This is a genomic window from Ruegeria sp. H4 (genome assembly GCF_056533065.1).
Genome location: NZ_JBQFOC010000001.1, coordinates 2,080,796 through 2,105,198 on the forward strand (window position 1 = coordinate 2,080,796; position 24,403 = coordinate 2,105,198).

The 24,403-nt window shown below is 58.5% G+C and carries 22 protein-coding genes; 6 read left to right on the forward strand and 16 right to left on the reverse strand.

The genetic code is table 11. The features are described 5' to 3' along the window. Positions 1-47: 47 nt before the first annotated feature. Both ACR0KG_RS10180 and ACR0KG_RS10185 read left to right on the forward strand, forming a co-directional pair. Positions 48-1,136, forward strand: a complete 1,089-nt coding sequence (locus ACR0KG_RS10180; RefSeq protein ID WP_480827186.1) for an aromatic ring-hydroxylating oxygenase subunit alpha — start codon at positions 48-50, stop codon at positions 1,134-1,136. A gap of 79 nt (positions 1,137-1,215) precedes the next feature. Then, entirely contained in the window at positions 1,216-1,599 is a 384-nt protein-coding gene (locus ACR0KG_RS10185; RefSeq protein WP_480827187.1) for a carboxymuconolactone decarboxylase family protein, read from the forward strand. Positions 1,600-1,614: 15 nt separating this feature from the next. Here ACR0KG_RS10185 and ACR0KG_RS10190 read toward each other — a convergent pair whose 3' ends face one another. The 16 genes from ACR0KG_RS10190 to ACR0KG_RS10265 form a co-directional block, all read right to left on the reverse strand. Then, positions 1,615-3,633 (reverse strand): CocE/NonD family hydrolase, encoded by a 2,019-nt coding sequence (locus tag ACR0KG_RS10190; protein ID WP_480827188.1) that lies wholly within the window; start codon positions 3,631-3,633, stop codon positions 1,615-1,617. 128 nt (positions 3,634-3,761) lie between these two features. Further along, positions 3,762-4,769 (reverse strand): LacI family DNA-binding transcriptional regulator, encoded by a 1,008-nt coding sequence (locus ACR0KG_RS10195; protein ID WP_480827189.1) that lies wholly within the window; start codon positions 4,767-4,769, stop codon positions 3,762-3,764. Between the two features lie 5 nt (positions 4,770-4,774). Continuing rightward, positions 4,775-5,944, reverse strand: a complete 1,170-nt coding sequence (locus ACR0KG_RS10200) for a dihydrodipicolinate synthase family protein (protein ID WP_480827190.1) — start codon at positions 5,942-5,944, stop codon at positions 4,775-4,777. Positions 5,945-5,948: 4 nt separating this feature from the next. Next, positions 5,949-6,257, reverse strand: coding sequence for a Dabb family protein (locus ACR0KG_RS10205; RefSeq protein ID WP_480827191.1), 309 nt, complete (start codon positions 6,255-6,257; stop codon positions 5,949-5,951). Then, positions 6,254-7,846, reverse strand: coding sequence for a GMC family oxidoreductase (locus ACR0KG_RS10210; RefSeq protein WP_480827192.1), 1,593 nt, complete (start codon positions 7,844-7,846; stop codon positions 6,254-6,256). Before ACR0KG_RS10210 ends, ACR0KG_RS10205 begins: the two co-directional genes overlap by 4 nt. A gap of 17 nt (positions 7,847-7,863) precedes the next feature. Continuing rightward, on the reverse strand, positions 7,864-8,622 hold the full coding sequence (locus ACR0KG_RS10215; RefSeq protein ID WP_480549534.1) for a 3-ketoacyl-ACP reductase: 759 nt from the start codon (positions 8,620-8,622) through the stop codon (positions 7,864-7,866). Beyond that, the gene (locus ACR0KG_RS10220; protein WP_480549536.1) at positions 8,619-10,109 is read right to left on the reverse strand and encodes a GMC oxidoreductase; all 1,491 of its coding nucleotides are present in this window, start codon (positions 10,107-10,109) and stop codon (positions 8,619-8,621) included. The genes ACR0KG_RS10215 and ACR0KG_RS10220 overlap by 4 nt, the downstream gene beginning before the upstream one ends. Beyond that, positions 10,106-11,218, reverse strand: a complete 1,113-nt coding sequence (locus tag ACR0KG_RS10225) for an ABC transporter ATP-binding protein (protein ID WP_480827193.1) — start codon at positions 11,216-11,218, stop codon at positions 10,106-10,108. Before ACR0KG_RS10225 ends, ACR0KG_RS10220 begins: the two co-directional genes overlap by 4 nt. A 6-nt stretch (positions 11,219-11,224) precedes the next feature. Further along, positions 11,225-12,106, reverse strand: coding sequence for a carbohydrate ABC transporter permease (locus ACR0KG_RS10230; protein ID WP_480827194.1), 882 nt, complete (start codon positions 12,104-12,106; stop codon positions 11,225-11,227). After that, positions 12,106-12,999 (reverse strand): carbohydrate ABC transporter permease, encoded by an 894-nt coding sequence (locus ACR0KG_RS10235; protein ID WP_480499057.1) that lies wholly within the window; start codon positions 12,997-12,999, stop codon positions 12,106-12,108. Before ACR0KG_RS10235 ends, ACR0KG_RS10230 begins: the two co-directional genes overlap by 1 nt. 98 nt (positions 13,000-13,097) lie before the next feature. After that, complete coding sequence (locus ACR0KG_RS10240) at positions 13,098-14,339, reverse strand: ABC transporter substrate-binding protein (RefSeq protein WP_480827344.1); 1,242 nt, start codon at positions 14,337-14,339, stop codon at positions 13,098-13,100. 65 nt (positions 14,340-14,404) lie between these two features. Next, positions 14,405-15,928, reverse strand: coding sequence for an aldehyde dehydrogenase family protein (locus ACR0KG_RS10245; RefSeq protein WP_480827195.1), 1,524 nt, complete (start codon positions 15,926-15,928; stop codon positions 14,405-14,407). A 5-nt stretch (positions 15,929-15,933) separates the two neighbouring features. Beyond that, on the reverse strand, positions 15,934-16,701 hold the full coding sequence (locus ACR0KG_RS10250; RefSeq protein WP_480544720.1) for an enoyl-CoA hydratase/isomerase family protein: 768 nt from the start codon (positions 16,699-16,701) through the stop codon (positions 15,934-15,936). Further along, entirely contained in the window at positions 16,698-18,269 is a 1,572-nt protein-coding gene (locus ACR0KG_RS10255) for an acyl CoA:acetate/3-ketoacid CoA transferase (protein WP_480549542.1), read from the reverse strand. The genes ACR0KG_RS10250 and ACR0KG_RS10255 overlap by 4 nt, the downstream gene beginning before the upstream one ends. After that, positions 18,269-19,270 carry a Gfo/Idh/MocA family protein gene (locus ACR0KG_RS10260; protein WP_480827196.1) on the reverse strand — a complete coding sequence of 334 codons (1,002 nt, stop codon included), beginning with the start codon at positions 19,268-19,270 and terminating at the stop codon, positions 18,269-18,271. Before ACR0KG_RS10260 ends, ACR0KG_RS10255 begins: the two co-directional genes overlap by 1 nt. A 133-nt stretch (positions 19,271-19,403) precedes the next feature. After that, positions 19,404-20,528, reverse strand: coding sequence for an ROK family transcriptional regulator (locus ACR0KG_RS10265; RefSeq protein WP_480549891.1), 1,125 nt, complete (start codon positions 20,526-20,528; stop codon positions 19,404-19,406). A gap of 254 nt (positions 20,529-20,782) precedes the next feature. Here ACR0KG_RS10265 and ACR0KG_RS10270 point away from each other — a divergent pair, with 254 nt between their 5' ends. The 4 genes from ACR0KG_RS10270 to ACR0KG_RS10285 all read left to right on the forward strand — a co-directional run bounded on the left by ACR0KG_RS10270 (position 20,783) and on the right by ACR0KG_RS10285 (position 24,396). Beyond that, positions 20,783-21,799, forward strand: coding sequence for a substrate-binding domain-containing protein (locus tag ACR0KG_RS10270; RefSeq protein ID WP_480549545.1), 1,017 nt, complete (start codon positions 20,783-20,785; stop codon positions 21,797-21,799). Positions 21,800-21,911: 112 nt separating this feature from the next. After that, a complete protein-coding gene (locus ACR0KG_RS10275) occupies positions 21,912-22,985 on the forward strand; it encodes an ABC transporter permease (protein WP_480499063.1) in 1,074 nt (357 codons plus the stop codon). After that, complete coding sequence (locus tag ACR0KG_RS10280) at positions 22,985-23,761, forward strand: ATP-binding cassette domain-containing protein (protein WP_480827345.1); 777 nt, start codon at positions 22,985-22,987, stop codon at positions 23,759-23,761. The genes ACR0KG_RS10275 and ACR0KG_RS10280 overlap by 1 nt, the downstream gene beginning before the upstream one ends. Then, a complete protein-coding gene (locus ACR0KG_RS10285) occupies positions 23,758-24,396 on the forward strand; it encodes a nucleoside/nucleotide kinase family protein (protein WP_480544715.1) in 639 nt (212 codons plus the stop codon). Before ACR0KG_RS10280 ends, ACR0KG_RS10285 begins: the two co-directional genes overlap by 4 nt. The last annotated feature ends 7 nt before the right edge of the window (positions 24,397-24,403 follow it).

Here is a 24,403-nt window from a genome sequence, read left to right on the forward strand (position 1 = left end):
GACCAAACTTGCCGCCTATCGCTAAGGCTTTGTTACGAGGTCAGAGAATGAGTAAACCGCTCACCCATTCGCTGGAGGCCAGCTATTACACCGATCCAGCCGTCTTCCAGAATGAGATGAACGGGCTGTTGTCTCGTACCTGGCAATTTGCAGGGCATGCGGCAGATATTCCAAATGTGGGCGACTATTTTGCCTTTCAGATCGCCGGTCAGAACCTGTTTGCCATTCGTGGCCGGGATGAGGTGATCCGCACGTTCTACAACGTCTGTCAGCATCGCGCGCATGAGATGGTAACTGGTACAGGCAACACTCGCGTGGTCGTGTGCCCCTATCACCAATGGACCTATGAGCTAACCGGCGGATTGCGCGCGGGGCCGAACATCAAAAAGGTTCCCGGATTTGATCGTGAGAAAATCTGCCTGACCGAGGTTCGGACTGAAATTTTTCTGGGCTTTATCTTTGTAAATTTGGACAAGGATGCCGCGCCAATGGACCACTGGTATCCCGGTGTGCGGGAAGAGATTGCCGCGTTTGTTCCCCAGATTGATGAGTTGGCACCGTTGGAATGGGTTGAAATCCCGGAGCATTGCAATTGGAAAGTCTCGGTCGAGAATTATTCGGAATGCTACCATTGCCCGACCAACCACCCGACATTTGCGGAAGGCGTAGTGAAACCCGAAACCTACGATATTCAGCCCGATATGGGCGGTGGCTATGTTTTGCGCCACACGACCGAGTGTCAGAGCCTCGAAAAGATGACTTATCCCATCGACATGTCAGTGCCACATGCGAGCGACTACCAGTCTTGGTTCCTGTGGCCGATGTTCTCGTTCCAGTGTTATCCAGGCAATGTATTGAACACCTATCACTGGCGCGCTGAATCCGTTGATACCTGTACGGTCTGGCGCGGCTGGTACACGACCGGCGGGCATGAAAGCGATGTGATCCGCGGGCTGGCGGTTCAGGATCGCGAGACAACCGTGGCCGAAGATATCCGCCTGGTCGAATCCGTGTATCGCGGCCTGAAATCCAAAGGATATGTTCCCGGGCCTCTGGTTCTGGACCCTGATGGCGGGGTGATGAGCGAGCATTCAATCGCTCGGCTACAGCAATGGATGCGCGACGCAGTCGATTGATCTATGTGAAAATCTGGAATTGTGATCTGGTTGCGGGCATAGGGTCGCGCCATCATCAAAGCATTGAAACAGGAGAGAAATGATGGATGAAGATCTGTTCGAAAAAGGGTTAGAGCAGCGCAAGGCGACACTGGGGGCAGATTATGTCGAAAAGAACCTGGCCGCCGCCGATAACTTTACCCGCCCGTTTCAAGAGGCGATGACCGCCTGGTGCTGGGGTTTTGGCTGGGGTGATGACACGATTGATGCCAAGACCCGGTCGATGATGAACCTGTCCATGATCGGCGCGCTGGGAAAGATGCATGAGTGGGAAATTCACTGCAAAGGCGCTTTGAACAATGGTGTCACCAAAGAAGAAATTCAGGCCATCATCCACGTGATTGGCATCTATTGCGGCGTGCCGCAATCGCTGGAGTGCTTCCGCGTTGCCCGGAAAGTGCTGGAGGAGCGCGGTCTACTCTGACCTGCTGCCATCAGTTCAGTTCAGATTGCGCGGCAGCTCCTCAGACCAATGTTGTTCATGGACAGATTCGGTGCCTTCAAAAGCGCGCAAGGTTGCGGTGATCTGCCAGTTTTGCGGCGAAGCAATCATGCAAACTTCGGTCTCGGTTCGGATCGACCAATCGCCGCGTGACATCTGGTAGACCCAACGCGTCTTGCCTTCTGCGCCTGCCGGGTTTTGGGCGGAAGCGCTAAAGACTTCGCGGCCTTGCACCTCGATCTCAAGGCCATTTTGCACGATCCTGTAGCGGCCCGTCTCATGTTTTGTGTCGACGGTCACAATATCGCGGACCACATCATGGGTGATGCTTCGGCCGCCTGCACCTTCCGCCAACGTCACTGTTTCAAGCGGTGCGGCTTGCACGGGCCCAGGATAGGCGTGAAGCGTTTCATCTAGCGGACTTGGTTGCCGGTCTGGCAACGTCAAACAACAACGATCCAGATTGAGCGTCAGGGTCGCGGCTTCGGGTGTGGGCCAGATCAATGGGAAATAGCTGGTGGAAAGCGCAACACGGATGCGATTGCCGACGCAGAACCGGTGGGCGATGGCGCGTAATGGAACCTCGATCTCATAGTTCTGTCCTGGCACCAAAACCTCGGGCGTTTCGTGGCTATTGCGGTGGGTCAGGTTCAAAACGGCATAGGTCACGCGAGATGATGACCCGCTGGGTAAAACTTCGTTCAAGCGCACGGCGATTTGTGCAACGGGCTTGTCGGATGAAAAGGCCAGTCGCAGCACCGGTTGGCCGACAATGTCGAATGAATCCGAGAGCGGTGCGCTGTCAAAGCAGGCCGACAGCGCGTCGTCACGCCGCTGATCGCCGGGCAAGTCGCCATCGCTGGCAAAGGCGCACCAGAACCCAGCATAGCCACCCGACATGACAGGTGAGTTAACCGATACGGTTCCCGATCCGGGGGCATCGGTCGCCAAGGTACCTTCGGCGCTTGGGTACCAGTCAGATGATCCTATGGTTGGCGATGGCCAGTTGCTTTCCGCCACCCAATGCCCGTCGCGATGGGTCATCGCCTCCTTCGGCTCGGCGCTGTGCTGCATGTAAAGGCGCAGCATTGGCTCATCCATGATGCCGGTGTCATGCCCTTTCAGCCAATGATCCCACCAACGCAGAACCTCTTGCAGGAACCCCATCTGAGGACCGGGCAAGCCAGCATTTGGCATCAGATGTGCCCAAGGCCCGATCAGCCCTTTGCGCGGTCCTTGCAGATGTTCCATCATGCGAAACACCGCCGGATAATAGCCGTCGGCCCAACCTGAGACTGCAAAAACCGGGATTTTGATGCGTGAGAAGTCTTCACATACCGATCCGTGTTTCCAGAACGCATCGCGGGTTTGGTGCTGCATCCAGGTTTTCAGCCAAAGCCCCGAGCCACGCAGGCGGTCCAACCACATTTCGCGCCAGCGTTCACCCACATTTGCCGGGTCTGGCGGCATGGTGTTCTTGCCAAACATGATCGAGGACCACGTCAATTGCTCGCCCAGCACGCAGCCACCAGAGTAGTGGATATCATCGGCATAGCGATCATCGGTTGAACACAGGGTCAGGACGGCCTTCAACGCAGGCGGTTGCAGAGCTGCGATCTGCAACCCATTGAACCCGGACCACGATTTGCCGGTGATCCCGACCTTGCCGTCGCACCAGTCTTGTTCAGCGATCCAGGCGATCACTTCGCACCCGTCTTGCAGCTCCTGAGGGGTATATTCATCGGTTAGTACGCCTTCGGAATCGCCGCTGCCACGCAAATCGACACGGACAACCGCATAGCCGTGCCCCGCGAGATAGGGGTAAAGCGTCACATCCCGCTCGGCCATGATGTCATTCTTGCGATAGGGCTGAAACTCGAAGATCGCAGGCACTGGCTGTGACGGAGCGCTTTGGGGCATCCAGATGCGCGCACCCAGTCGGCAGCCATCCGACATTGGAATCTCGACGTGATAGATTTCTTCAACAGAATTGGGGAATTGCGAGACAATCTTCATGTTTGAACCAGCCTATCCGTGGATGACAGAGGCAGCATAGCCCCGGTTGATTCATTACAATCCGATATACGTTGGCATGTCATCCCAAAACCTGTGCCGGGTTCTGGCCAAACGCCTTCGTAGTGCTGTCAGCCGAGCGCTTTTGTCGTTTGTCGTTGTATCAGGCGGACATCTGTTCGGGTTTCGGCCTCGGGCATCTCGTCCTTTTGCAGCCAACATAAGATCGTATCTGCCACTTGTCGCCCAAAGGCCTCGACGCCGCAGTGAACCGAGGATAACGCGGGCCAACACTCAGATGCCTCGCGAATATCGTCGAACCCGATGATCTGAAAGGAATTTCCGATCTCAACGCGGGCCTCGTGGCAGGCGTTTATCATTCCGAAGGCCACCAAATCGTTGAAACACAGTGCCGCATCGCAATCGGGGTGGTCCCTGAACAGGTCAATCGCTGCTGAATGCCCAAACGCGCGACTGGTTTTGCCCGTCATGACAATCGGGTCCAAACCGTTTTCCTGTATAACCTCGAGATAGCCTGAGAAGCGTTCCTGAGTGACTTGCCGCCCCTCGAGCCCGCCCACAAAGGCAACCCGGCGTGCGCCGGCGTTCAATAGGTGCTGGGCCGCGGCCTGCCCGCCTGCGCGGTAGTCAGGGGCGATGAAGGGGTGTTTATCCGTCTCGTTTTCGACCTGACGCAGGACCTGCATCATCGGGATACCAGCACGCTCAACAGCCTCAAGTGTTTTTGAGACATCCCCATAAGCAGGGGACAGGATCAGGGCTGAAACACCGTGCTCCAACATCGCGGTGACCACCTGGTCCTGAATACTGGGGTCTTCATTGGTGTTTGCGACCACCACCGCATAGCCCCGCGACCCCAAAGCCATTTGCAGGGAGGTGGCGAATTCGGTGAAAAACGGGTTGGTCAGATCGTTGATCACCAACCCGATCAACGCGTTCCCGGTTGACCTCAGATTGGCCGCGGATCGGTTATAAACATAACCGATCTCTTTCATCGCTGCGTGAACCAGCGTTCGGGTTTCCGCTTTGACCTGCGCGCTTCCCTGCAACACAAGGCTGACCGTGGATTTCGACACGCCCGCCTTGTTGGCGACATCTATGATCGTCGGTCTGCGCATTCAGTCTATTGATCTACCCCATGCAGGTTCAGCAATGTTGTCATCCGCGCTGTAGCCCGATCCGGGTCCGAGAGCAAACCTGCCTGATCTGCAAGCCGGAACACTTCGGCGTAATGACAGATGTCGCGGCTGGATTGGAACCCGCCGGGCATGATGAAATGGGACTGCGCCCCGTTCAGCCAGGCCAGATAGGCGATCCCGGCCTTGTAGAACCGCGTCGGGGCACGAAAGATCTCGCGGCTGAGCGGCACGGTCGGGGCAAACAGCGCGTGGTAACGATCCATGTCGTCCTGCGCCAGGGCCTCAAGCGCCTGAGAGGCCGCCGGAGCAATCGCCGCAAAGATGCCCAGCAAGGCGTGGGAGTAATGGTCCTCGTCCCCGGCAATCAGATCGGCATAGTTGAAATCATCCCCGGTATAAAGGCGCACACCGTCCGGCAGGCGCTTGCGAAACGCCTCTTCATGCGCCTGATCGAGCAGTGAGATTTTGATGCCATCGACCTTGTAGGGGTTTTCAGAGATCAGAGACAGCACAAACTCGCTGGCCTGATCCACATCCGTGCTGCCCCAATAGCCGGTCAGGGCCGGGTCGAACATATCGCCCAGCCAATGCAGGATCACCGGTTCCGCCGCCCCGTCGATCAGTGCGTGGTAGACATCGTGATAGGTGTCGGGTCCTGCGTTGATGGAAGGGAAGGCGCGTGAGGCCATCAGGATCAATTGACCACCGGCGGCCTCGATCGCCTCAGCTTGATGTTCATAAGCGGACAGGATTTCCCCTGCCGTGTTTAGCGCGCTCATCGGCACATGATCCGTCCCGGCCCCGCAGGCAACGCGTGGCGACAGGGGGTGCGTTTTGGCGGCCACCATCGTGCGCTGGATCAGTTCCAGCGCCGTCTCCCAATCCACGCCCATGCCGCGTTGGGCGGTGTCCATCGCCTCGGCCAGCCCAAGGCCCTGATCCCACAGACCCTGGCGGAAGTTCAGGGTCGCGTCCCAATCTACCGCCGGTCGGCCATCCCACGGGTTTCGCTCGGCCAGCGGGTCCGAGACCACATGTGCGGCGGCAAATGCCGTGCGCGTCAACGGCACCTGCGGCGCGCGGGGGATCAAGGGCGTTCCGGTCAGAGCATAAGGTTCCAACTGACCGTCGCGGTTGGGCAATATCAAAGTCATTGTCTCAGACCTCCAGATCCAGAACCAGAATGCCGTCGATCCCACCCACGGCGTTTGCGACCAGTTGCGCACCACAGGCTTTGTGATCTTCATTGTCCTGATAGGTCGCCAAAGCGTCCCAATCGTCGAAATCGATCACAAACCCATGCATATAGCCGCGCTCGATCTGTTCAGGGCTTTGGCTGCGGCCCCCGGTGAAACCTTTGGCACCGGGCAGAGCTTCGGCCACCTTGGCCAGCCCGCTGTAGATTTGGGCGACCGTCTCCTCGGTCACATCCGGGCGGAATTTCGTCAGAACGATATGACGGATCATTGCGTAAATCCTTGATCTTGCTTGATCATGTCGGCGGCTTTCTCGCCGATCATGATCGTGGGCGCGTTGGTGTTCGAAGAATTAACTGTTGGCATGATCGAGGCATCGGCCACGCGCAGCCCCTCTATCCCGTTGAAGCGCAGGCGCGGGTCCAGAACGGCCTCGGCATCATTGCCCATGCGGCAGGTGCCCGCGCAGTGGTGCGAGGTTTTGGAATGCACGCAGATGAAGTCGAAATACTCCTGCTCGGTCTTTACAGTCGGACCGGGCAGACGTTCCGCCAGAACATATGGCTTCAACGCATCCTGCGCGAGGATGTTCTGCACCAGTTTCAGACCCCGGATCGACATCTCTCGGTCATAGGGATCGGCCAGATAGTTCGGATCGATCAAAGGCATTGCCGTCGGATCGGAACTTTGCAACCGCACCGTCCCCCGAGACCGGGGCCGCAGGAAACAGGCGTTCAGGGTGACGCCGCCATTGGGCATCGCTTCGACCCCGGCCTCGATCCCCGTACCCAGCCCCAGATGCATCTGAATGTCGGGCGAACGGGCGTCGGGGTCGGCGTACCAAAAGCCGCCGGTTTCAAACAGGCTGGACGCCACCGGCCCCTTGCGGGTGAGCAGATATTGTAGCCCGGCCCAAGCCGACAGGTGCAGCTTGGCGAAGCGGTCGTAAGTGTGCGGGCCGGTGACCTCGCAAATCGAATAGAGATCGAGGTGGTCCTGCAGGTTCTCACCAACCTGCGGCTGGTCATAGACTGCCTTGATCCCGAGGCTTTCCAGATTATCCGCCGGTCCGATCCCGGACAGTTGCAGCAGGCGGGGTGAGCCGATTGCACCGGAGGACAATATCACCTCGCGCGCGGCAGTGATCTTTTCGCCACTCATCATCTCAATACCGGTTGCCCGACCCTTTTCGACTGTGATCCGGTGGACCTGTGCGCCCATACGCACGGTAAGGTTCGGACGGGTCCGGTTGGGTGCCAGAAACGCCATCGCGGCCGAGGATCGGCGTGCGTTGCGTTGGGTCAGCTGGTAGTACCCTGCCCCGTCCTGTTTTGCGCCATTCACATCGCGCGTTTCGGGGATGCCAACCTGCCCGGCGGCCTTGATATAGGCATCGCAGATCGGCAAAGGCGCGGCCGGCATCGACACGCCCAGCGGGCCGCCTTTGCCGTGGAACTCATTGTCGTAGCTGTCGTTATCCTCGGACTTCTTGAAATAGGGCAGGATATCGTCATAGCCCCAGCCCTCGCACCCCATCTGCCGCCAGTCGTCATAGTCCTGCGCCGCGCCGCGCGTGTAGATCTGGGCATTTATGGCCGACCCGCCGCCAATCACCTTGGCTTGTGTGTAGTTGAACACCTTGTTCTGCATGTGCTTCTGCGGCACCGTCGACCAACCCCAGCTGCCAATGCCTTTGGTCATCTTGGCAAAGCCTGCAGGCAGGTGGAAAAACGGATGCCGGTCCGAAGACCCGGCCTCAAGCAGCAATACCTTGGCCTCGGGTTCCTCGGAGAGGCGCGCCGCAATGACCGAACCTGCCGAGCCGCCGCCGATCACGATGAAATCATATCCTTCAGACATCTTGTCCTCTGAGTTCCTTACAGGCGCGAGATCGAAAGCCCGCCATCCACGGGGATCGCGGCACCGGTGGCGAATTGCATCTGGCCGTCCACGATGGGAACGATGACCGTGCCGATATCTTGCGGCTCACCCCATCGCGCGGCAGGGACCAGCCCGCCTTCGATCCGGGCGGTGTATGTGTCACGCACGCCCGCCGTCATTTCCGTGGCGATGATGCCGGGGCGCAGTTCGAACACGCCAATCCCATGCGGGGCCATCCGCACCGCAAACAGCTGCGCCATCATTGCGGCGGCGGCCTTGGACACGCAGTATTCGGCCCGCTCAACGGACACCATCTCGGCGCTGACCGATGTAATGAATGTGATAGAGCGATAGCTGTCCTGCGGGTCGGCCAACATGCGCCGCGCGACCTCTTGCGTCAGAAAGAATGCGCCGCGTAGATTGATGTTTTGCACGAAATCCCAGTTCTCGGGCGTCAGTTCCAGCATATCGCCGCGGACCGGCGCGCCGACGCCTGCATTGTTGATCAGCGCGGTGACCGGGCCTAGCTGTGCCTCGACCTGATCCAGAAGTGCGGGCACGTATTTGATGTCAGAGACATCATGCTGCAGGTAGATTGCATTCGGGCCCAGATCCGCCAGTGCCTTTTGCACGACCGGGTCTTCTGGGTTCACATCCGAGGCAAGCGCAACTCTGTGCCCGGCGGCGATCAATGCGCGTGCGATGCCGAGGCCAATGCCCTGCTGCCCTCCGGTGACCAAAGCGACTCGGCTCATGCCGCTAACTCCGTTTCAATAATGTGACGACCGGCGCGCAAGGCCAGCGCCGCGATAGTCAGGGCGGGATTGACGGCAGCCGAGGTCGGCAGGACCGAGGCGTCAACGATGAACAGGTTCCGGTGGTCATGGCTGCGGCAGAACGGGTCCACAACACTGCTGGCCGGGTCCTGCCCCATCCGCGCGGTTCCGCATTGGTGCGAGGGGGTGCGCCGGTCGAAGGGCCGGGACAGGACAATTGGAAACCCGGCCCGTCGCAGGTGCTGTTTCAGCTTGGCCACCAGTGCCTCATGCGCCTGCCAGTTCGAGCGTTTCCAGTCCAGCCGGATCTGATCACCTTCGATCGTTACCCGGCTGTCGGGGTTGGGCAGGTCCTCGGACATGGCGTAGAAATCGAAGCTGCGGTTTGCGATCAGCGCAGCTATTGAGCCGGGCAGCCCGGTCTGAGACGCCAGGATCGGACCAGTGATCTTGCCCAGCATTTGAATATTGCCCAAAGGCGCGCCGCCCTGCCCGTCAGTGTTGTAATAGTCGTTGAACATCAATGTCTTCTGATAGACCGAGCGGTTACGGCGCAGCGGATGCAAAGCCAGAACCGCCGAGCAATTGTGGTTCATGAAGTTGCGCCCAACCTGATCGGATCGGTTCGCCAATCCGGCGGGGCAATTGTCATTGGCGGATTTCAACAACAGCGCAGCGGACTGAACCGCCCCAGCAGATAACACGATCACCGGCGCGTGCAGGGTACCATGCCCCTTGACCTCAACGCCTGTGATTTGCCCGTCATTGTCGCTCAGCAGTTTTTCGGCAGGTGCGTTCGTCAATAGTTCGACATTCTCGTGCTTCAGGGCGTCCGCCAGAGCGCAGGTTTCGGCATCCATTTTGCCACCGCAGGTGTTCGGAAATGCATCCCACGTGGTTTGCCCGGCCAAGAGCCAGCGATCGATATCCACCCCCAAAGGGACCGATGCAGGCGACAGGCCCGCCCCACGCAAGCGCGCGCGCAGATCCGCGATGTCAGGCTCATCGGCCACAGGAGGATGCGGGTAAGCGCCGCTATGCGGCGGCTCGGTTGGGTCCTCATCAGCAGTCCCACGCACCGTGTACAGCTGCTCGGCTGCCGTGTAGTCCGGTTCCAGATCGTCGTAACGGAGAGGCCAGCCGGGAGAGCGACCCCCCATGTGCTGTCGCGGTTCAAAATCCTCGGCCCGGTAACGGATCAGCGCAGCACCGTAGAATTTCGAGTTGCCACCGACGCAGTAGTAGTTCCCCGGATTGAAGGGCTGCCCTTCGCCATCCAGCCATGTTTCATCGGGGCGGAAGCGCCCATCCGCAAAGATCGCATTGGTGTCCCGGTCCACGGGCGAAGGGCGCAGATAGTCGCCGCGTTCTAGGATCAGAATGCGACGGCCCGTGGGGGCAAGTGCTGCGGCTAGCGTCGCCCCTCCGATCCCAGATCCGATGATTATGACATCCGGGTTTGTCACGGAACAATCCGCATCTCGCTTTCCGGGTCAAAGGCCACGGCCTTTTCCATATTGACGGCAAAGTCGAAATCCTGTCCCGCCGCAACCTCAGCGTCAGAGCGCATCCGGGCAATCACATCGCGGCCCCCCAATTGCATCGAGACAAAGGTGTCCGACCCGGCGGGTTCGGTAACAACAATCCGGTTGGTCATCTGCGCGATGTTCGTGGATTTCCGGTCTGCACCATCCATATCGGTGATGGTTTCCGGACGGATGCCGAGCAAGATGTCGCGCCCATCCCATTCGGCCAGATTGTCCTGGCTGAACGGCAGTTGCGCCATCGTTCCGTCATGGGTGGCAACCTCGGCATGAGGACGACCGTTCAGCACGGCCACTTTCGCAGGCATCACGTTCATCGCGGGTGAGCCCATGAAGGTTGCGACGAAGATATTGGCCGGGGTGTCGTAGATTTCCTGCGGGGTTCCCAGTTGCTGCACATACCCGCCGTTCATCACTGCGATCCGGCTGGACAGGGTCATCGCCTCGATCTGATCGTGGGTGACATAGACGATGGTGGTGCCAAGGTTCTGGTGCAGTTTTTTGATCTCGGTCCGCATATCGACGCGCAGCTTGGCGTCGAGGTTGGACAGAGGCTCGTCAAACAGGAACACATCCGGTTCCCGTACCAGTGCCCGGCCCATGGCAACACGTTGACGTTGACCACCGGACAATTGACCGGGCTTGCGGTCCAACAACTGCTCGATCTGCAAAAGCGTGGCGACCTCGTGCATCGCCTTGTCGCGCTCGGGTTTGGGCACTCCGTGCATCTCAAGCCCGAAGGTGATGTTCTGCCCGACCGTCATGTTCGGGTAGAGCGCATAGCTTTGGAACACCATGGCGATGTTTCGGTTCGACGGATGCACCCCATTCATCACCTTCTCCCGGATGCGGATCTCGCCGCTGGTGATCTCTTCCAGCCCCGCGATCATGTTTAGTAGAGTGGATTTGCCACAGCCCGACGGGCCGACGAGTACAAGGAACTCTCCCTCCTGCACCGAGATATCGACCTTGTGCAGAACCTCGACCGACCCATAGGATTTGGTCGCGTTATCTATGTCCAGAAAACCCATAAGGCTTTATCCTTTCACGGAACCCGCCATCAGGCCGCGAACGAAATAACGTCCGGCCACGATGTAGACGAGCAGAGTTGGCATGGCGGCCAGAATGGCACCTGCGAAATGAACGTTGTATTCCTTCACGCCTGTTGACGACTGAACAAGGTTGTTCAGCGCTACGGTCATCGGCTGGCTGTTGGCATCGGCGAAGGAGGCACCAAACAGGAAGTCATTCCATATGTTGGTGAATTGCCAGATGATCGACACCACCGCGATCGGCCCCGAACTGGGCAGAAGGATGCGCCAGAAGATCTGGAAGAACCCGGCCCCGTCGATTTGGGCGGCCCGGATCAGCTCGGTCGGGAAAACGGCATAGTAGTTCCGGAAGTAAAGCGTTGTGAAGCCAACCCCGTAGACCACATGCACCAGCGCCAAACCCCAGGTGGTGCCCGCCAGACCCATCAGGCCCAGCATCCGGGCCATCGGGATCAGAACGATCTGGAACGGAATGAAACAGGCAAACAGCATCAGACCAAACAGGATCGTGTCGTATTTGAAGCGCCATTTGGTCAGCACATAGCCGTTCAGCGCGCCTAGAACGGTCGAGACGATGACGGCCGGAACCACCATCTTGATCGAGTTCCAGAAATAGGGTCGCAGCCCTGTTGGCTCGACCCCGATCTGAGCCGAGGACCATGCTTTGATCCAAGGTTCCAAGGTGAAGACCTGCGGCAGATTCATCATGCCGCCGCCAGTGATCTCCTCCAACGGTTTCACCGAGTTTGACAGCATGACGTAGAGCGGCAGCAGGTAGAACAATGAGAAGAGGATCAGCACGACATAAATCAGCGCACGCGTGATCCGGCCTGTTCGAATTGCGGTATCCTGAGTTGCCTGCGCCATCAGCGTTTCTCCCGCAATTCAGCGTACAGATAAGGGATCATGATCGCTGCTATGGTCATCAGCATGATCGTGGCCGAGGCCGCACCGATCCCCATCTGGTTCCGGGTGAAGGTGTAGGAATACATGAAGGTCGCCGGTAGTTCCGTGGCCCGACCCGGTCCTCCTCCGGTCAGGGCGATCACAAGGTCAAACGTCTTGATCGCAAGGTGGCTGAGGATCACGAAGGCCGACAGGAAGGCCGGGCGCAGTTGCGGAATGATGATCCGGCGATAGAGGTTCCAGTTCGAGGCCCCGTCCATCTGCGCCGCCCGCAGGATTTCGTTGTCGATGCCGCGTAGACCGGCCAGAAACATCGCCATGACAAATCCACTGGTCTGCCAGACAGCCGCCAGAACGACGGTGTAGATCGCGTAGTCTCGATTTTTGATCCAGTCGAACTCGAAACTGGTCCAACCCCATGTATGCATGACGTTTTCCAGCCCGATGCCCGGGTCGAGGAACCATTTCCACGCGGTCCCGGTGACAATGAAACTCAGCGCCATTGGATACAGGTAGATCGGGCGCAAAAGCCCCTCACCCCGAATTTTCTGATCCAGGAAGATCGCCAGACCCAGCCCGATACAGGTGCAGATCACGATATAGAGTCCTGCGAAGATCCCCATATTGATCAGCGAGGTCTCCCAATGGCTGAGCCGCCAGAGCTTGTCGTAGTTTTCCCAGCCGACCCAGCCAAAGCTTGGAAGAATGCGGCTGTCGGTAAAGGACAGGTACACCGAGAACAGGATGAACCCGTACACAAAGACCAGCATCATCGCCAGCGACGGCGACAGGACCAGTTTAGGGATCCAGTTCTGAAGGCGTGTCTTGAAATCCGCGTCGGCTGAACCAGCCATGGCGCGCCCTCCTGCAAGTGGGGAAGTGTCTGAGGCGCGGGGTATGCCCGCTGGTGACAGGGCGGCACGGTCGCCGCCCCGTCGGGAGGATCAGGTGATCACTTGGCGATGGACACGGCGTCGACCAACTCGACTACAGCGGTTTCGCTGTCGTATTCGCCGTTGAAATGCGCCGTTACGACGTCATAGACCGCGTTCTTGACCGATGCAGGCGCTGCGTGGCCATGGGCCATTGATCCGAACAGGTTGCCCGAGGATGCGGCCGCCGCCAGATCCTTCATGCCCTGTTTGCCGCAGTCATCAAAGTCGGCATCGCTGACATCGGTCCGCGCAGGAACCGAGCCCTTCACCACGTTAAAGGCCGACTGGAACGACGGGGACAGGATCGCGCTGGCCAGCGCTGCTTGTTCCGCCGAAACCGAACCGCCCTGATCGAACATCATGAACTGGTCGGCGTTGAAGGTGACCTGATCAGCCGTACCGGGGAAGCGGAAGCACAGGAAATCCTGACCCGGGACCTTTCCGGCGTTCAGAAACTCACCCTTGGCCCAGTCGCCCATCATCTGGAAACCGGCCTCACCATTGATGACCATCGCAGTTGCCAGGTTCCAGTCGCGGCCCGAGAAGTTTTCATCAACGTTGTCGCGAATGAATGCCATGCGGTCGAACGCCTCTTTCATGGCATCGCCGCCCAGCGTGTCTTCATCCAGATCGATGAAGGCCGCTTTGTAGCCATCCGGGCCCAGCGTCGACATGGCCACGGCATCAAACACAGTCGCGTCCTGCCAGGCCTGACCGCCATGGGCAATCGGTGTCACGCCGGCGGCCTTCAGCGCTTCAACAGCAGCCACGAACTCTTCCCAGTTGGTGGGCTGCGCGATGCCGTTTGCATCCAGAACCGCTTTGTTGGCCCAGACCCAGTTGGTTGAATGCACGTTCACAGGGGCCGAGACCCATTTGCCGTCATGCTTGGCAAAGGCCTTCAGCGCATCCGGCACGACCGCGTCCCAGCCTTCCTTGGCGGCCACATCGTTCAGGTCGGCCAAGGCCCCCTGTGCGGCCCAGTCCTGAATGTCAAAACCCAGACCCTGAACGGCGGTTGGAGCGTTTCCAGCAGTCACACGGGCGCGCAGAACGGTCATCGCCTGCTCACCGCCACCACCGGCAACCGGCATGTCAGTCCAGCCAACGCCCTGACCGGACAGGTCATCTTTAAGGACGTTCAGCGCGGCAGCTTCACCACCCGAGGTCCACCAGTGCAAAACCTCAACCTCTTCCGCCTGTGCCAGGCTGGACGTGCACAGAAGCCCGACCACAATGACCGACTTTGTTTTCAGCATGTTACGCATTTTCGTTTCCTCCCTTAATGCGATCTTTGTTATTCCTGCGCCGCGTGGCGCGTATTTCAATCCTGTGGCACCCAGGGCGCCCGGCTGTCGCCGATGCGCATCACCACGGATTTGACCTCAAAAAACTCCTCGAACCCATATTGCCCGATCTCCCTGCCCTGGCCGGATTGTTTGTAGCCACCGAAGGCGACCTCGGGGAACCCATCCATCCAAGTATTGGTCCAGAACGTCCCCGCCTGGGCGCGACGGGCAAAGTCGAGGCAAGTATGGACATTCTCGCTCCAGATCCCTGCCGAAAGACCGAGAGCGCTATCATTCATGATCTCAATGGCTTCGTCCAGCGTTTTGAACGTCAGTACAGACAGCACGGGGCCAAAGACTTCGTCGCGTGCGATGGGCATATCAGGTTGAACATCGGTGATAATGGTCGGCTGATAGAATTGGTTGCCCAACCCCTCAACGTTCAATGGATCGCCGCCCAAGGCAATTGTTGCGCCTGCGGATCGAGCCTCTTTGACATAAGCATCGATCTTGGCGTTGTGTTCGGGCGTGACAATCGCCCCGACCTGCGTGCTCGGGTCCAGCGGGTCGCCAAATTTCACCTTCCGCGACAGCGCGATCACCTTGTCGGTAAAGGCTTGCGCGATATCCTCATGCACGATGATGCGACTGCTGGAGTTGCAGCACTGACCGACATTGAAATAGACGCCAAACACCACTGCATCCGCGGCTGCATCCAGTTTGGCATCGGGAAAGATCACCTGTGGGTTCTTGCCACCCAGCTCCAGCGCAACTTTCTTCAGAGTATCCGAGGCGGTCTTGCTGATGGTTTTGCCCACTGTGGTTGAACCAGTGAAGCTGACCATGTCTACGGCCTCATGGCTGGACAGTGTACTGCCGACCGGTTGGCCATAGCCCAGAACAATGTTGCAAACACCTGCTGGTAAGCCGGCTTCGATCAACAGTTCACCTAGCATCAAGGTGGTCGAGGGCGTCATCTCGGAGGGTTTCACCACCGCTGTGCACCCTGCCGCCAGCGCGAAGGGCAGTTTCTGGCTGAGAATCCAAAATGGGAAGTTCCACGGCGTGATGATAGACACGACACCGATGGGTTCTTTCAGTACAACGCCCATGATATCTGCGCCCAGCGTATTGTGGCTGTCACCATGGATGCTGCGGGCCAGCGACGCTGCATAGCGCCATAGATCGGCTGCACCTCCTACCTCACCCTTGGACTGGCTGATCGGCTTGCCGCTTTCCAGTGTCTCGATCAGGGCGATGCGGTCGACGTTTTGTTCGATCAGATCGGCCACTTTCAGCAGCACCTCGGCACGGTCTTTGCCCGAAGCGCGGCTCCAGACGCCGCTGTCAAACGCTGCGCGGGCGGACAGGATCGCCGCTTCTGCTTCGGCCTGACTGCCCGAGGCCGAGCGGCTAACCACATGTCTGTGCGACGGCGATATCCGCTCGAACGTTTCGCCCGACGCGCTGTCCTGCCATTCACCATTGATCAGGTGGCGGCCCTCAAACAATTGGGGCAGATCGAAGGGGATCGCAGGGTTGATCGTGAGGTCTTTCATATGCGTCAAAGCCCTGAAAACTGAGGGTTACGTTTTTCCATGAAGGCCGCGACGCCTTCGTCACGGTCGGCAGAGGCGGCAGCGGCGGCACTGCCAAGCGCCTCGATTGCCGCAGCCGAGTCTTCGCCGACCGGTGCATGAATCATGTTCTTGGCTATCTCGGTTGCACGCGGGGACAGGGCCTGCGCCTCGGTTGCGATCTCAAGAGCGCGGGCCAGGACATCGTCGGCCATTTCGGCGGCATAGCCCAGGGCAACCGCGCGGTCGGCACCAAGGCGACGACCAAACAAAGCCATCTCCTTTACGGCCCCTTCCGGCATCAACCGCGCCAGACGCTGCGTCCCTGACCAACCCGGAACGATCCCGATCCGTGCTTCAGGTAAGGCCAGAGTTGCACGAGGGGCCATCAGGCGCAGGTCGCAACAACTGGCCAGCTCGAGCCCACCGCCAAAGGCATGGCCGTTGATCGCGGCAATTGTTGGTTTACCAAGCCGTGCGAGGCGGTCGAAAATCCGGTGCCCGTCCCGCACCCAATGGCGTGCAAACTCTGCTGGGCTAAGACCCCCCCAGGCACCGATATCCGCGCCGCAGCAGAATGCCTTGTCCCCGGCCCCTGTCAGCACCAGAGACCGGATCGAATTGTCCCGCTCAACCTGCTGCACATGCGCCTCAAGCGCATCCAGCATGTCGATGGTCAGCGCATTCAGCTTGGACGGGTTGTTCAGCGTCAGGACAGCCGTCGCCCCGTCGATATGAAAGCCTATCCCGCTCATACCGTCAGTCCCATTGGGCCTTCGCTAAACAGCGACTTTGGCATCAACGTCGCGTTCTCGGCGACTGTCACACGACCCTCAGACGCTGCCACGATATCCTGCTGCGCGTTGATGCCCGGCATGATCTCGGTCGCGACCAACCCCTGATCGGTCAGGCGGATGACACAGCGCTCGGTCACGTAGATAACATCCTGCCCAAGCTCGCGCGCCCGGCGGCCCGAGAAGGTGACGTGTTCCACCTGATCCACCATCTTGGTGAACTTGCCAGGGGCCGCGACGCTGATCCCGTCCGAACCCAGGTCGATCTTGGCGCCAGCCTCGAACCAGCCCGAAAACACGATTTTTTTCGCGCCTGCGGTGATATCGACAAACCCACCGCACCCGGCGGTCAAATAAGGCTTCTTGCCCAGTTTCGAGACATTCACATTGCCGTCCACGTCAACCTCAAGGAAGGACAGGAAGGACATGTCGAACCCGCCGCCCTGAAAGTAGATGAACTGCTGCGGCGAGGGTACATAGGCATGCGCGTTGGACGCACAGCCAAAGGCGAAACCGGTCAGCGGAACACCCCCGACGGCCCCTTGTTCGATGGCCCATGTGACGGCCTTGGGATGCCCTTCCTCCAGCAGAACGCGGGGCACCATGGCGCTGATGCCAAAGCCCAGATTTGCGCTCATCCCCGCGCGCAATTCCATCGCAGACCGGCGCGCAATTACCTTCTCAACCCCGTGTTCGGCCAATGAGAAACTGTCCCACGGGCGCATTATCTGGCCCGAGATGGCGGGGTCATAGGGCGTTTCGGTGGTCTGTTTCTGATCCGGGTCCTCGACGATCAGATCCACCAGATGGCCCGGCACGCGCACGTCATGCGGACGCAGGCTGCCTTCAGCGGTCACCCGCTGAACCTGAGCGATCACCAGACCGCCGTGGTTGCGCACGCAGATGGCCTGTTCCAGCCCGCCCAGATAGGCTCCTTCATGCTCATAGGTCAGGTTGCCGAATTCATCCGCCGTCGTGGCGCGCAGGATGCAAACATTTGGGATGATGTTCGGGAAGTGCAGCCAGGTCTGGCCGCCAAACTCGGCGCGCGCGACGATGGGCGAAGCGGCCCCGCGCGCATTCATCGCGCAACCCTCGCGGATCGGGTCCACGAACGTATCCAGCCCGACCTGAGTCAGAACGCCCGGACGCCGGGCCGCAGCCTCGCGATGCATGTCGAACATGATCCCCGAGGGCACGTTGTAGGCGGCCACGCGATCTTCGACGATCATCTTCCAGATCTCGGGCATATCAAGGCTGGATGGCCCCGATGGGTATGATCCGGCCAGCACACGGGTCAGCAACCCGTCCTGCGCCAGATATTCCATGCCCTTGACGCCATACATATCCCCCGCGGCAATCGGGTGCATCGTTGTGATATTGCGCGGATGCCCCTCGGCCCGAAACCTCTCACCCACGGCTTTCAGAACCAGATCGGGGCACCCCAAAGCTGACGAGGATGAGACGGTAACAATCGCCTCATCCGGGATGCGGGATACGGCGTCGGATGCAGAAACAAGCTTGGTCATCAGAAGCCACCATAGTTGACGTAAACGCGCTGACCGGTTGCCGCCGCTTCGCGCACGCTCAGCGCGACGGACAGGGATTTGACCCCATCCGGGCCATCCGCGGCAGGGCGTCCTTTCCCTGCGGAGGCGGCGACAAATTCGGAAACGCCCTGCACGTAAAGGTCATGGTTGGAGTATTGGATACCCTCGCTGCCTGCTTCCGTGACGAGGGTTATTTCACCAACCGGCTGCTGCGTCATGACACCTTTGGCAAAGATCGATCCTTCGGTGCCGTGTACCTCAAGCCCCGATCCCGCGAAGGGATGGGTAAAGCTCTCATGGCTCATTACCATAGCGCCGGAGGGCATGGTCCAGACCGACATGCAGGAATCCTCGACCCCCTGCCCCATGCCAGAACTGATCATTTGCGCCACAACGCTCGCCGGGTCTTCCTGTAGCAAGAACCGGGTTACGTCCGCGTCATGCACGACGATATCAGGAATTACTCCGCCGCCAGCACCTGCGTCGTTTATCCGCCAGCCCTGAAGATGACCCGGGAGGTGAACCGCGTGATGAATGCGCAGTGAAAGTACCTTACCAACCCGGCCATCTGCGATGAGATCACGGATGGCGCGGTGGGTGCCCGAGCAGCGCAGGTGGTGGTTGGTGCCAAAAGTGACACCAGCGGCTTCTGCCGCACGGACCATTTCGACAGCTTCAGCCTGTGTCATGCCAAGAGGTTTTTCACATAGAACATGCTTGCCGGCGGCAATCGCAGCCATAGCCTGGGCATGGTGCTTTTCATTGGTTGATGAGATGTAGACCGCCTTTATGCCCGGGTCAGCGAGCGCTTCGGTTAGACTGGTCGTGGCGTTTGCAATGCTGTGATCCTTGGCCCAGCCCCCCACCCGATCAGGTGATGTGCTGACAACCCAAGTGACATCATTGCCAGGCTGCTTTCTCACCGCGTTCAACATATGCTGTGACGCAATCGTGCTCGCCCCCACAAAAGCCCAGTTCATTGCAATCCTCATCACTGGAACGTTCCAGTAATATGTCTACTGGAACGTTCCATAATGATCAAGTTGAATCTTGAATCCGGCTCTTTTGGTGTAAGTTTCGTGTCGCTTGCAGTCTGGTTTCTTGTTGGTAGGTCTATGCTTCTACCAAATACCGCTCGGACAAAGGTAAACTGGCCGCACCGAGCGATCGCGCATTCGGACCCACGGTACCAGCTGCAATCACAGGCCGCTCTAAACCAGTAAGGTTGAGGCGCAGGATTTGTGATTCGACCTTTGCAATCAGCTGCTCTTTGACATCGGCGGGCATCCAGCCATCGATTTTGACACATTCAAAATCGATCAGACTGCACGATGACACAATGGCATGGGCCAGCCCAATCGCCGCATTGTGGAGCCAGCTGTTCAGCTCTTCCTTTGGGATGTCCCAGTGATCGGTTGTCTCCCAAATCAGTCCGGCTGCTTGACCCGCACCCGCAATGGTGCGTTCAAGGGTATAGAGGCTGGCGAGGTCGATCAAAGGCTTCACGTCACCGGTCCCGATTGAAACTGGCATCGGACCCAAAGCACCCGCATTTCCACGGCCCGAATAGATAGCGCCATTCAAGACTATGCCGCCGCCAATGAAGTATCCGACATAGAAATACAGAAAATCACGTGGGCCACCCGTTGGCCCAAATACAAGCTCGGCCCCGCAAGCGGCAGTGGCGTCGTTTTGTAGAAACACCGGAAAATCATAGATATCCGCCAGTTCCAACTGGATGTCGGCTGTGCGCCAAGGGTCCATTTCTTCTTGCGGCACCTGCAACGTCTGGGCCCAATCCCACAGATAAAACGGCATGGCGATTCCCAGCCCGGCGATGCGGTCTTGGGCTTCGCTTGTCAGCGCGGACATCATCTGGTCCAAGGCCTTTTTGGCAAAGCTCAACGTTGCCTGTGGTTGCGGGTATTCATAGGTTTGCCGCTCATGCATGAGCACCCGGCCCAGAAAGTCGATCAATACCAGCTCAGTGCTGCGTCGCCCGATTTTCAGCCCGAAAAACAGAGCCCCATCCGGGTTGAGTCGCATCGGGATTGATGGCTGGCCTACCTTGCCCCGCAAAGGCTCGCCCCGCAGCAAGAGCCCGTCTTTTTCAAGCTGCCGCATGATCACCGAGACGGTTTGTGCGGATAAGCCCGTCATGCGCGCGATTTCAGCTTTGGCCAAGGCCTCATGCCTGCGCACCAGGGTCAGGACCAAACGCTCATTACGAGCCCGCATCCCGCTTTGGTTGGTCCCACGCACTTCGGAAACCCGATCCGAAGGCGTGCTGCTTTGTGACACCTCGACTGACACGGCTATTCCTCCCCTGCCAAAGGATGAGAATAGGTGGTCATTCTGTCAATAATAAATAAGAGTGATTTATTTATTGACTCATTTTGAGATTCTTGTGATGGTTTTGGGGCACGATCAGGCCCGACCCGGCCGATTGCGCATATGCCAACACGGCATGGGAGAAACTGGGAGGATATTTCATGAAACTTGCGACTTTCGCAGGCGCGACAGCTTTGGCGTTGACCGTTACGGCGGGCGGTGCGTTTGCAGACACCACCGTATGTTTGATCACCAAGACCGATACCAACCCCTTCTTTGTGAAGATGAAAGAGGGTGCAACTGCCAAAGCGGAAGAACTTGGCATGACGCTCAAAGCCTTTGCCGGCAAGGTGGATGGCGACCACGAGACCCAGGTTCAGGCGATTGAGACCTGCATTCTGGACGGCGCCAAAGGCATTCTTCTGACGGCCTCTGATACCTCATCGATCGTTCCCGCCGTACAACAAGCGCGGGATGCGGGTGTTCTGGTAATTGCACTGGATACCCCGCTGGAGCCTATTGATTCAGCGGATGCGACCTTTGCTACTGATAACTTCCTGGCCGGGCTTCTGATTGGTCAATGGGCCAAAGCAACGCTGGGCGATGCCGCAAATGACGCCAAGATCGCCACATTGGATTTGGCTGTAAGCCAGCCTACTGTGGACGTGTTGCGCAATCAGGGTTTCCTGCAGGGGTTTGGTGTTGATCTGGCCGATCCCAATGTGATTGGCGATGAGGATGATCCGCGTCTGGTTGGCAGCGACGTGACAGCTGGTAACGAAGAAGGCGGTCGCCGCGCGATGGAGAACCTGTTGGCCAAAGATCCGACGATTAATGTGGTCCATACGATCAACGAGCCAGCTGCCGCGGGCGCGTATGAAGCGCTCAAAGCCATTGGACGTGAGAATGACGTGCTGATCGTTTCTGTCGATGGCGGTTGCCCTGGCGTTCAGAACGTGGCGGATGGCGTGATCGGCGCAACATCGCAGCAATACCCGCTGCTGATGGCCTCGCTTGGTGTCGAGGCTGTCAAGAAATGGGCCGATGAGGGCGTGAAACCTGAAAACACACCGGGCAAGGACTTTTTTGACACCGGCGTGGCGCTTGTAACAGGCGAAGCCGCGGATGGGGTTGAGTCCATCACGATCGAAGAAGGCATGAACCTCTGCTGGGGTTAACTTGACCAAGCAGGAGGCCGTACCGTGGCCTCCTGCCATCTCATCACACTCTTACCCAAAAACTTGCTAAAGTGGTCCGCAGAGGGGCTCTTGACGCTTGGGGGAACCATTTATGTCCGATACGCCACGACACTCCGATGATTTCGAATCTGCCGCGCAGGGCAGCCCGGAGCAGGTTGCTGAGTTTGAAGATCATCACCGGGGTTTTGTGGGGACGGTCCAGCATTTCCTGCACGTGAACCCGTCACTTGTTCCGCTGATCGTCCTTGTGGTTGCCATTATCATATTCGGGTTGCTTTTGGGGTCGAAGTTCTTCTCACCCTTCGCGCTGACACTGATCCTGCAGCAGGTTCAAATCGTTGGCATCGTCGCCGCTGCGCAAAGCCTTGTCATCCTGACCGCCGGCATTGACCTGAGCGTGGGTGCGATCATGGTCATGTCATCGGTGGTGATGGGGCAATTCACCTTTCGCTATGGACTGCCACCCACAGTCGCGATTGTTTGTGGCCTGGCGGTAGGGACGATGATCGGCGCGATCAATGGCTATCTGGTCAGCCGGATCAAACTGCCGCCTTTCATTGTAACGCTGGGCATGTGGCAGATCGTATTGGCAGCAAATTTTCTGTATTCTCAAAACGAGACAATCCGCTCGCAAGAGATTGAGGCAAACGCGCCAATCCTTCAAATATTTGGCGAAAAGTTCAACATAGGCGGTGCCGTCTTTACGGTCGGCGTGGTCTTCATGTTGGTGCTTATATTGGTGCTGGCCTACGCGCTCAGGCATACGGCGTGGGGGAGACATGTTTACGCAGTGGGCGATGATCCTGAAGCGGCTGAGCTTTCTGGCGTGAATGTGCATCGCACCCTGATGTCCGTCTATATGCTATCCGGTTTGATCTGCGCCTTCGCGGGCTGGGCCTTGATTGGTCGCATCGGTTCCGTATCGCCGACCTCGGGCCAACTCGCGAATATCGAAAGCATAACAGCGGTCGTAATTGGTGGCATCTCTCTGTTCGGCGGACGTGGCTCGATCTTGGGGTCGCTATTTGGGGCGCTCATCGTTGGGGTGTTCACGCTGGGTCTGCGCCTGCTAGGGGCAGATGCGCAATGGACCTTCCTGTTGATCGGTATCCTCATCATTGCAGCGGTCGCGGTCGACCAATGGATCAGAAAGGTATCAGCCTGATGGAACCCATTCTCAAAGGACGCAACCTTGTCAAACGCTACGGCAAGGTCACCGCGCTGGACCATTGTGACTTTGACCTGATGCCGGGTGAGATCCTGGCGGTGATCGGGGATAACGGCGCAGGTAAATCCACGCTGATCAAGGCGGTTTCGGGTGCGGTCACTCCAGATGAAGGCGATGTTTGGTTGGATGGGCAGAAGGTCCAGTTTCACTCGCCCATTGACGCGCGCGAAGCCGGGATTGAAACGGTTTATCAGACGCTGGCCATGTCCCCTGCCCTGTCGATTGCGGACAACATGTTCATGGGGCGCGAAATTCGGCGCAAGGGCCCGATGGGGTCGCTCTTTCGCATGCTCGATCGGCCCGCGATGGAGAAATTCGCACGCGACAAGCTGAGCGAATTGGGCCTGATGACCATCCAGAACATCAATCAGGCGGTTGAGACGCTGTCGGGCGGCCAGCGTCAGGGCGTCGCCGTAGCACGGGCCGCAGCCTTTGGATCGAAGGTCATCATTCTGGACGAGCCGACAGCGGCACTTGGCGTCAAAGAAAGTCGCCGGGTTCTGGAACTGATCCAGGATGTGAAATCGCGCGGCATTCCGATCATTCTGATCAGCCACAATATGCCCCATGTGTTCGAGGTCGCCGACCGCATTCATGTTCATCGTCTGGGCAAACGGCTTTGTGTTATTGATCCCAAAGACCACACCATGTCGGACGCGGTGGCCTTCATGACCGGTGCCAAAGAACCCCCGCGTGAAGGCATGGCGGCGTGAGCAACGGCAGCTCTAGCGCGCTAACACTTGCGCATCGTATTGCCGAAGCGGTCCGGGCGCTACCACGGTCTCAGACACGAGATCTGGTCGCCATCGCCGGTCCGCCAGGGGCAGGGAAGTCAACTGTCGCTGCGTTGACGCGTGACCTTTTGCAACAACAAGGGATCGCCACAGGCCTCGTGTCGATGGACGGGTTTCACTATGACAACGCCATTCTTTCTGCTCGCGATCTGCTTCCTCGCAAAGGGGCGCCTGAGACATTTGATGTTGCGGGGTTTAAAGCCTTGTTGCAGCGATTGCTGGCCGAGGGCGAGGTCGCCGTCCCGGAGTTCGACCGCGAGATCGACAAATCCATCGCCGCCCGTGCATTGGTGACACCTGGTCAGCAGCTTATTCTGGTCGAAGGCAATTATTTGTTGCTGCAAGAACCCGGCTGGTCCGATCTGTCCGAGCACTGGGCGCTGAGTGTTTTCCTCGATATTGATCTCGAAACTCTCGAAATGCGACTGCAACAGCGTTGGCTGGATCATGGTCTGCCGCCAGACGCGGCCAGAGATCGGGCATTCGCCAATGACATCCCGAATGCAAAACGCATTCTATCAAACTCGCGCCGCGCTGATCTGGTTCTAAGCTAGGTCGCCT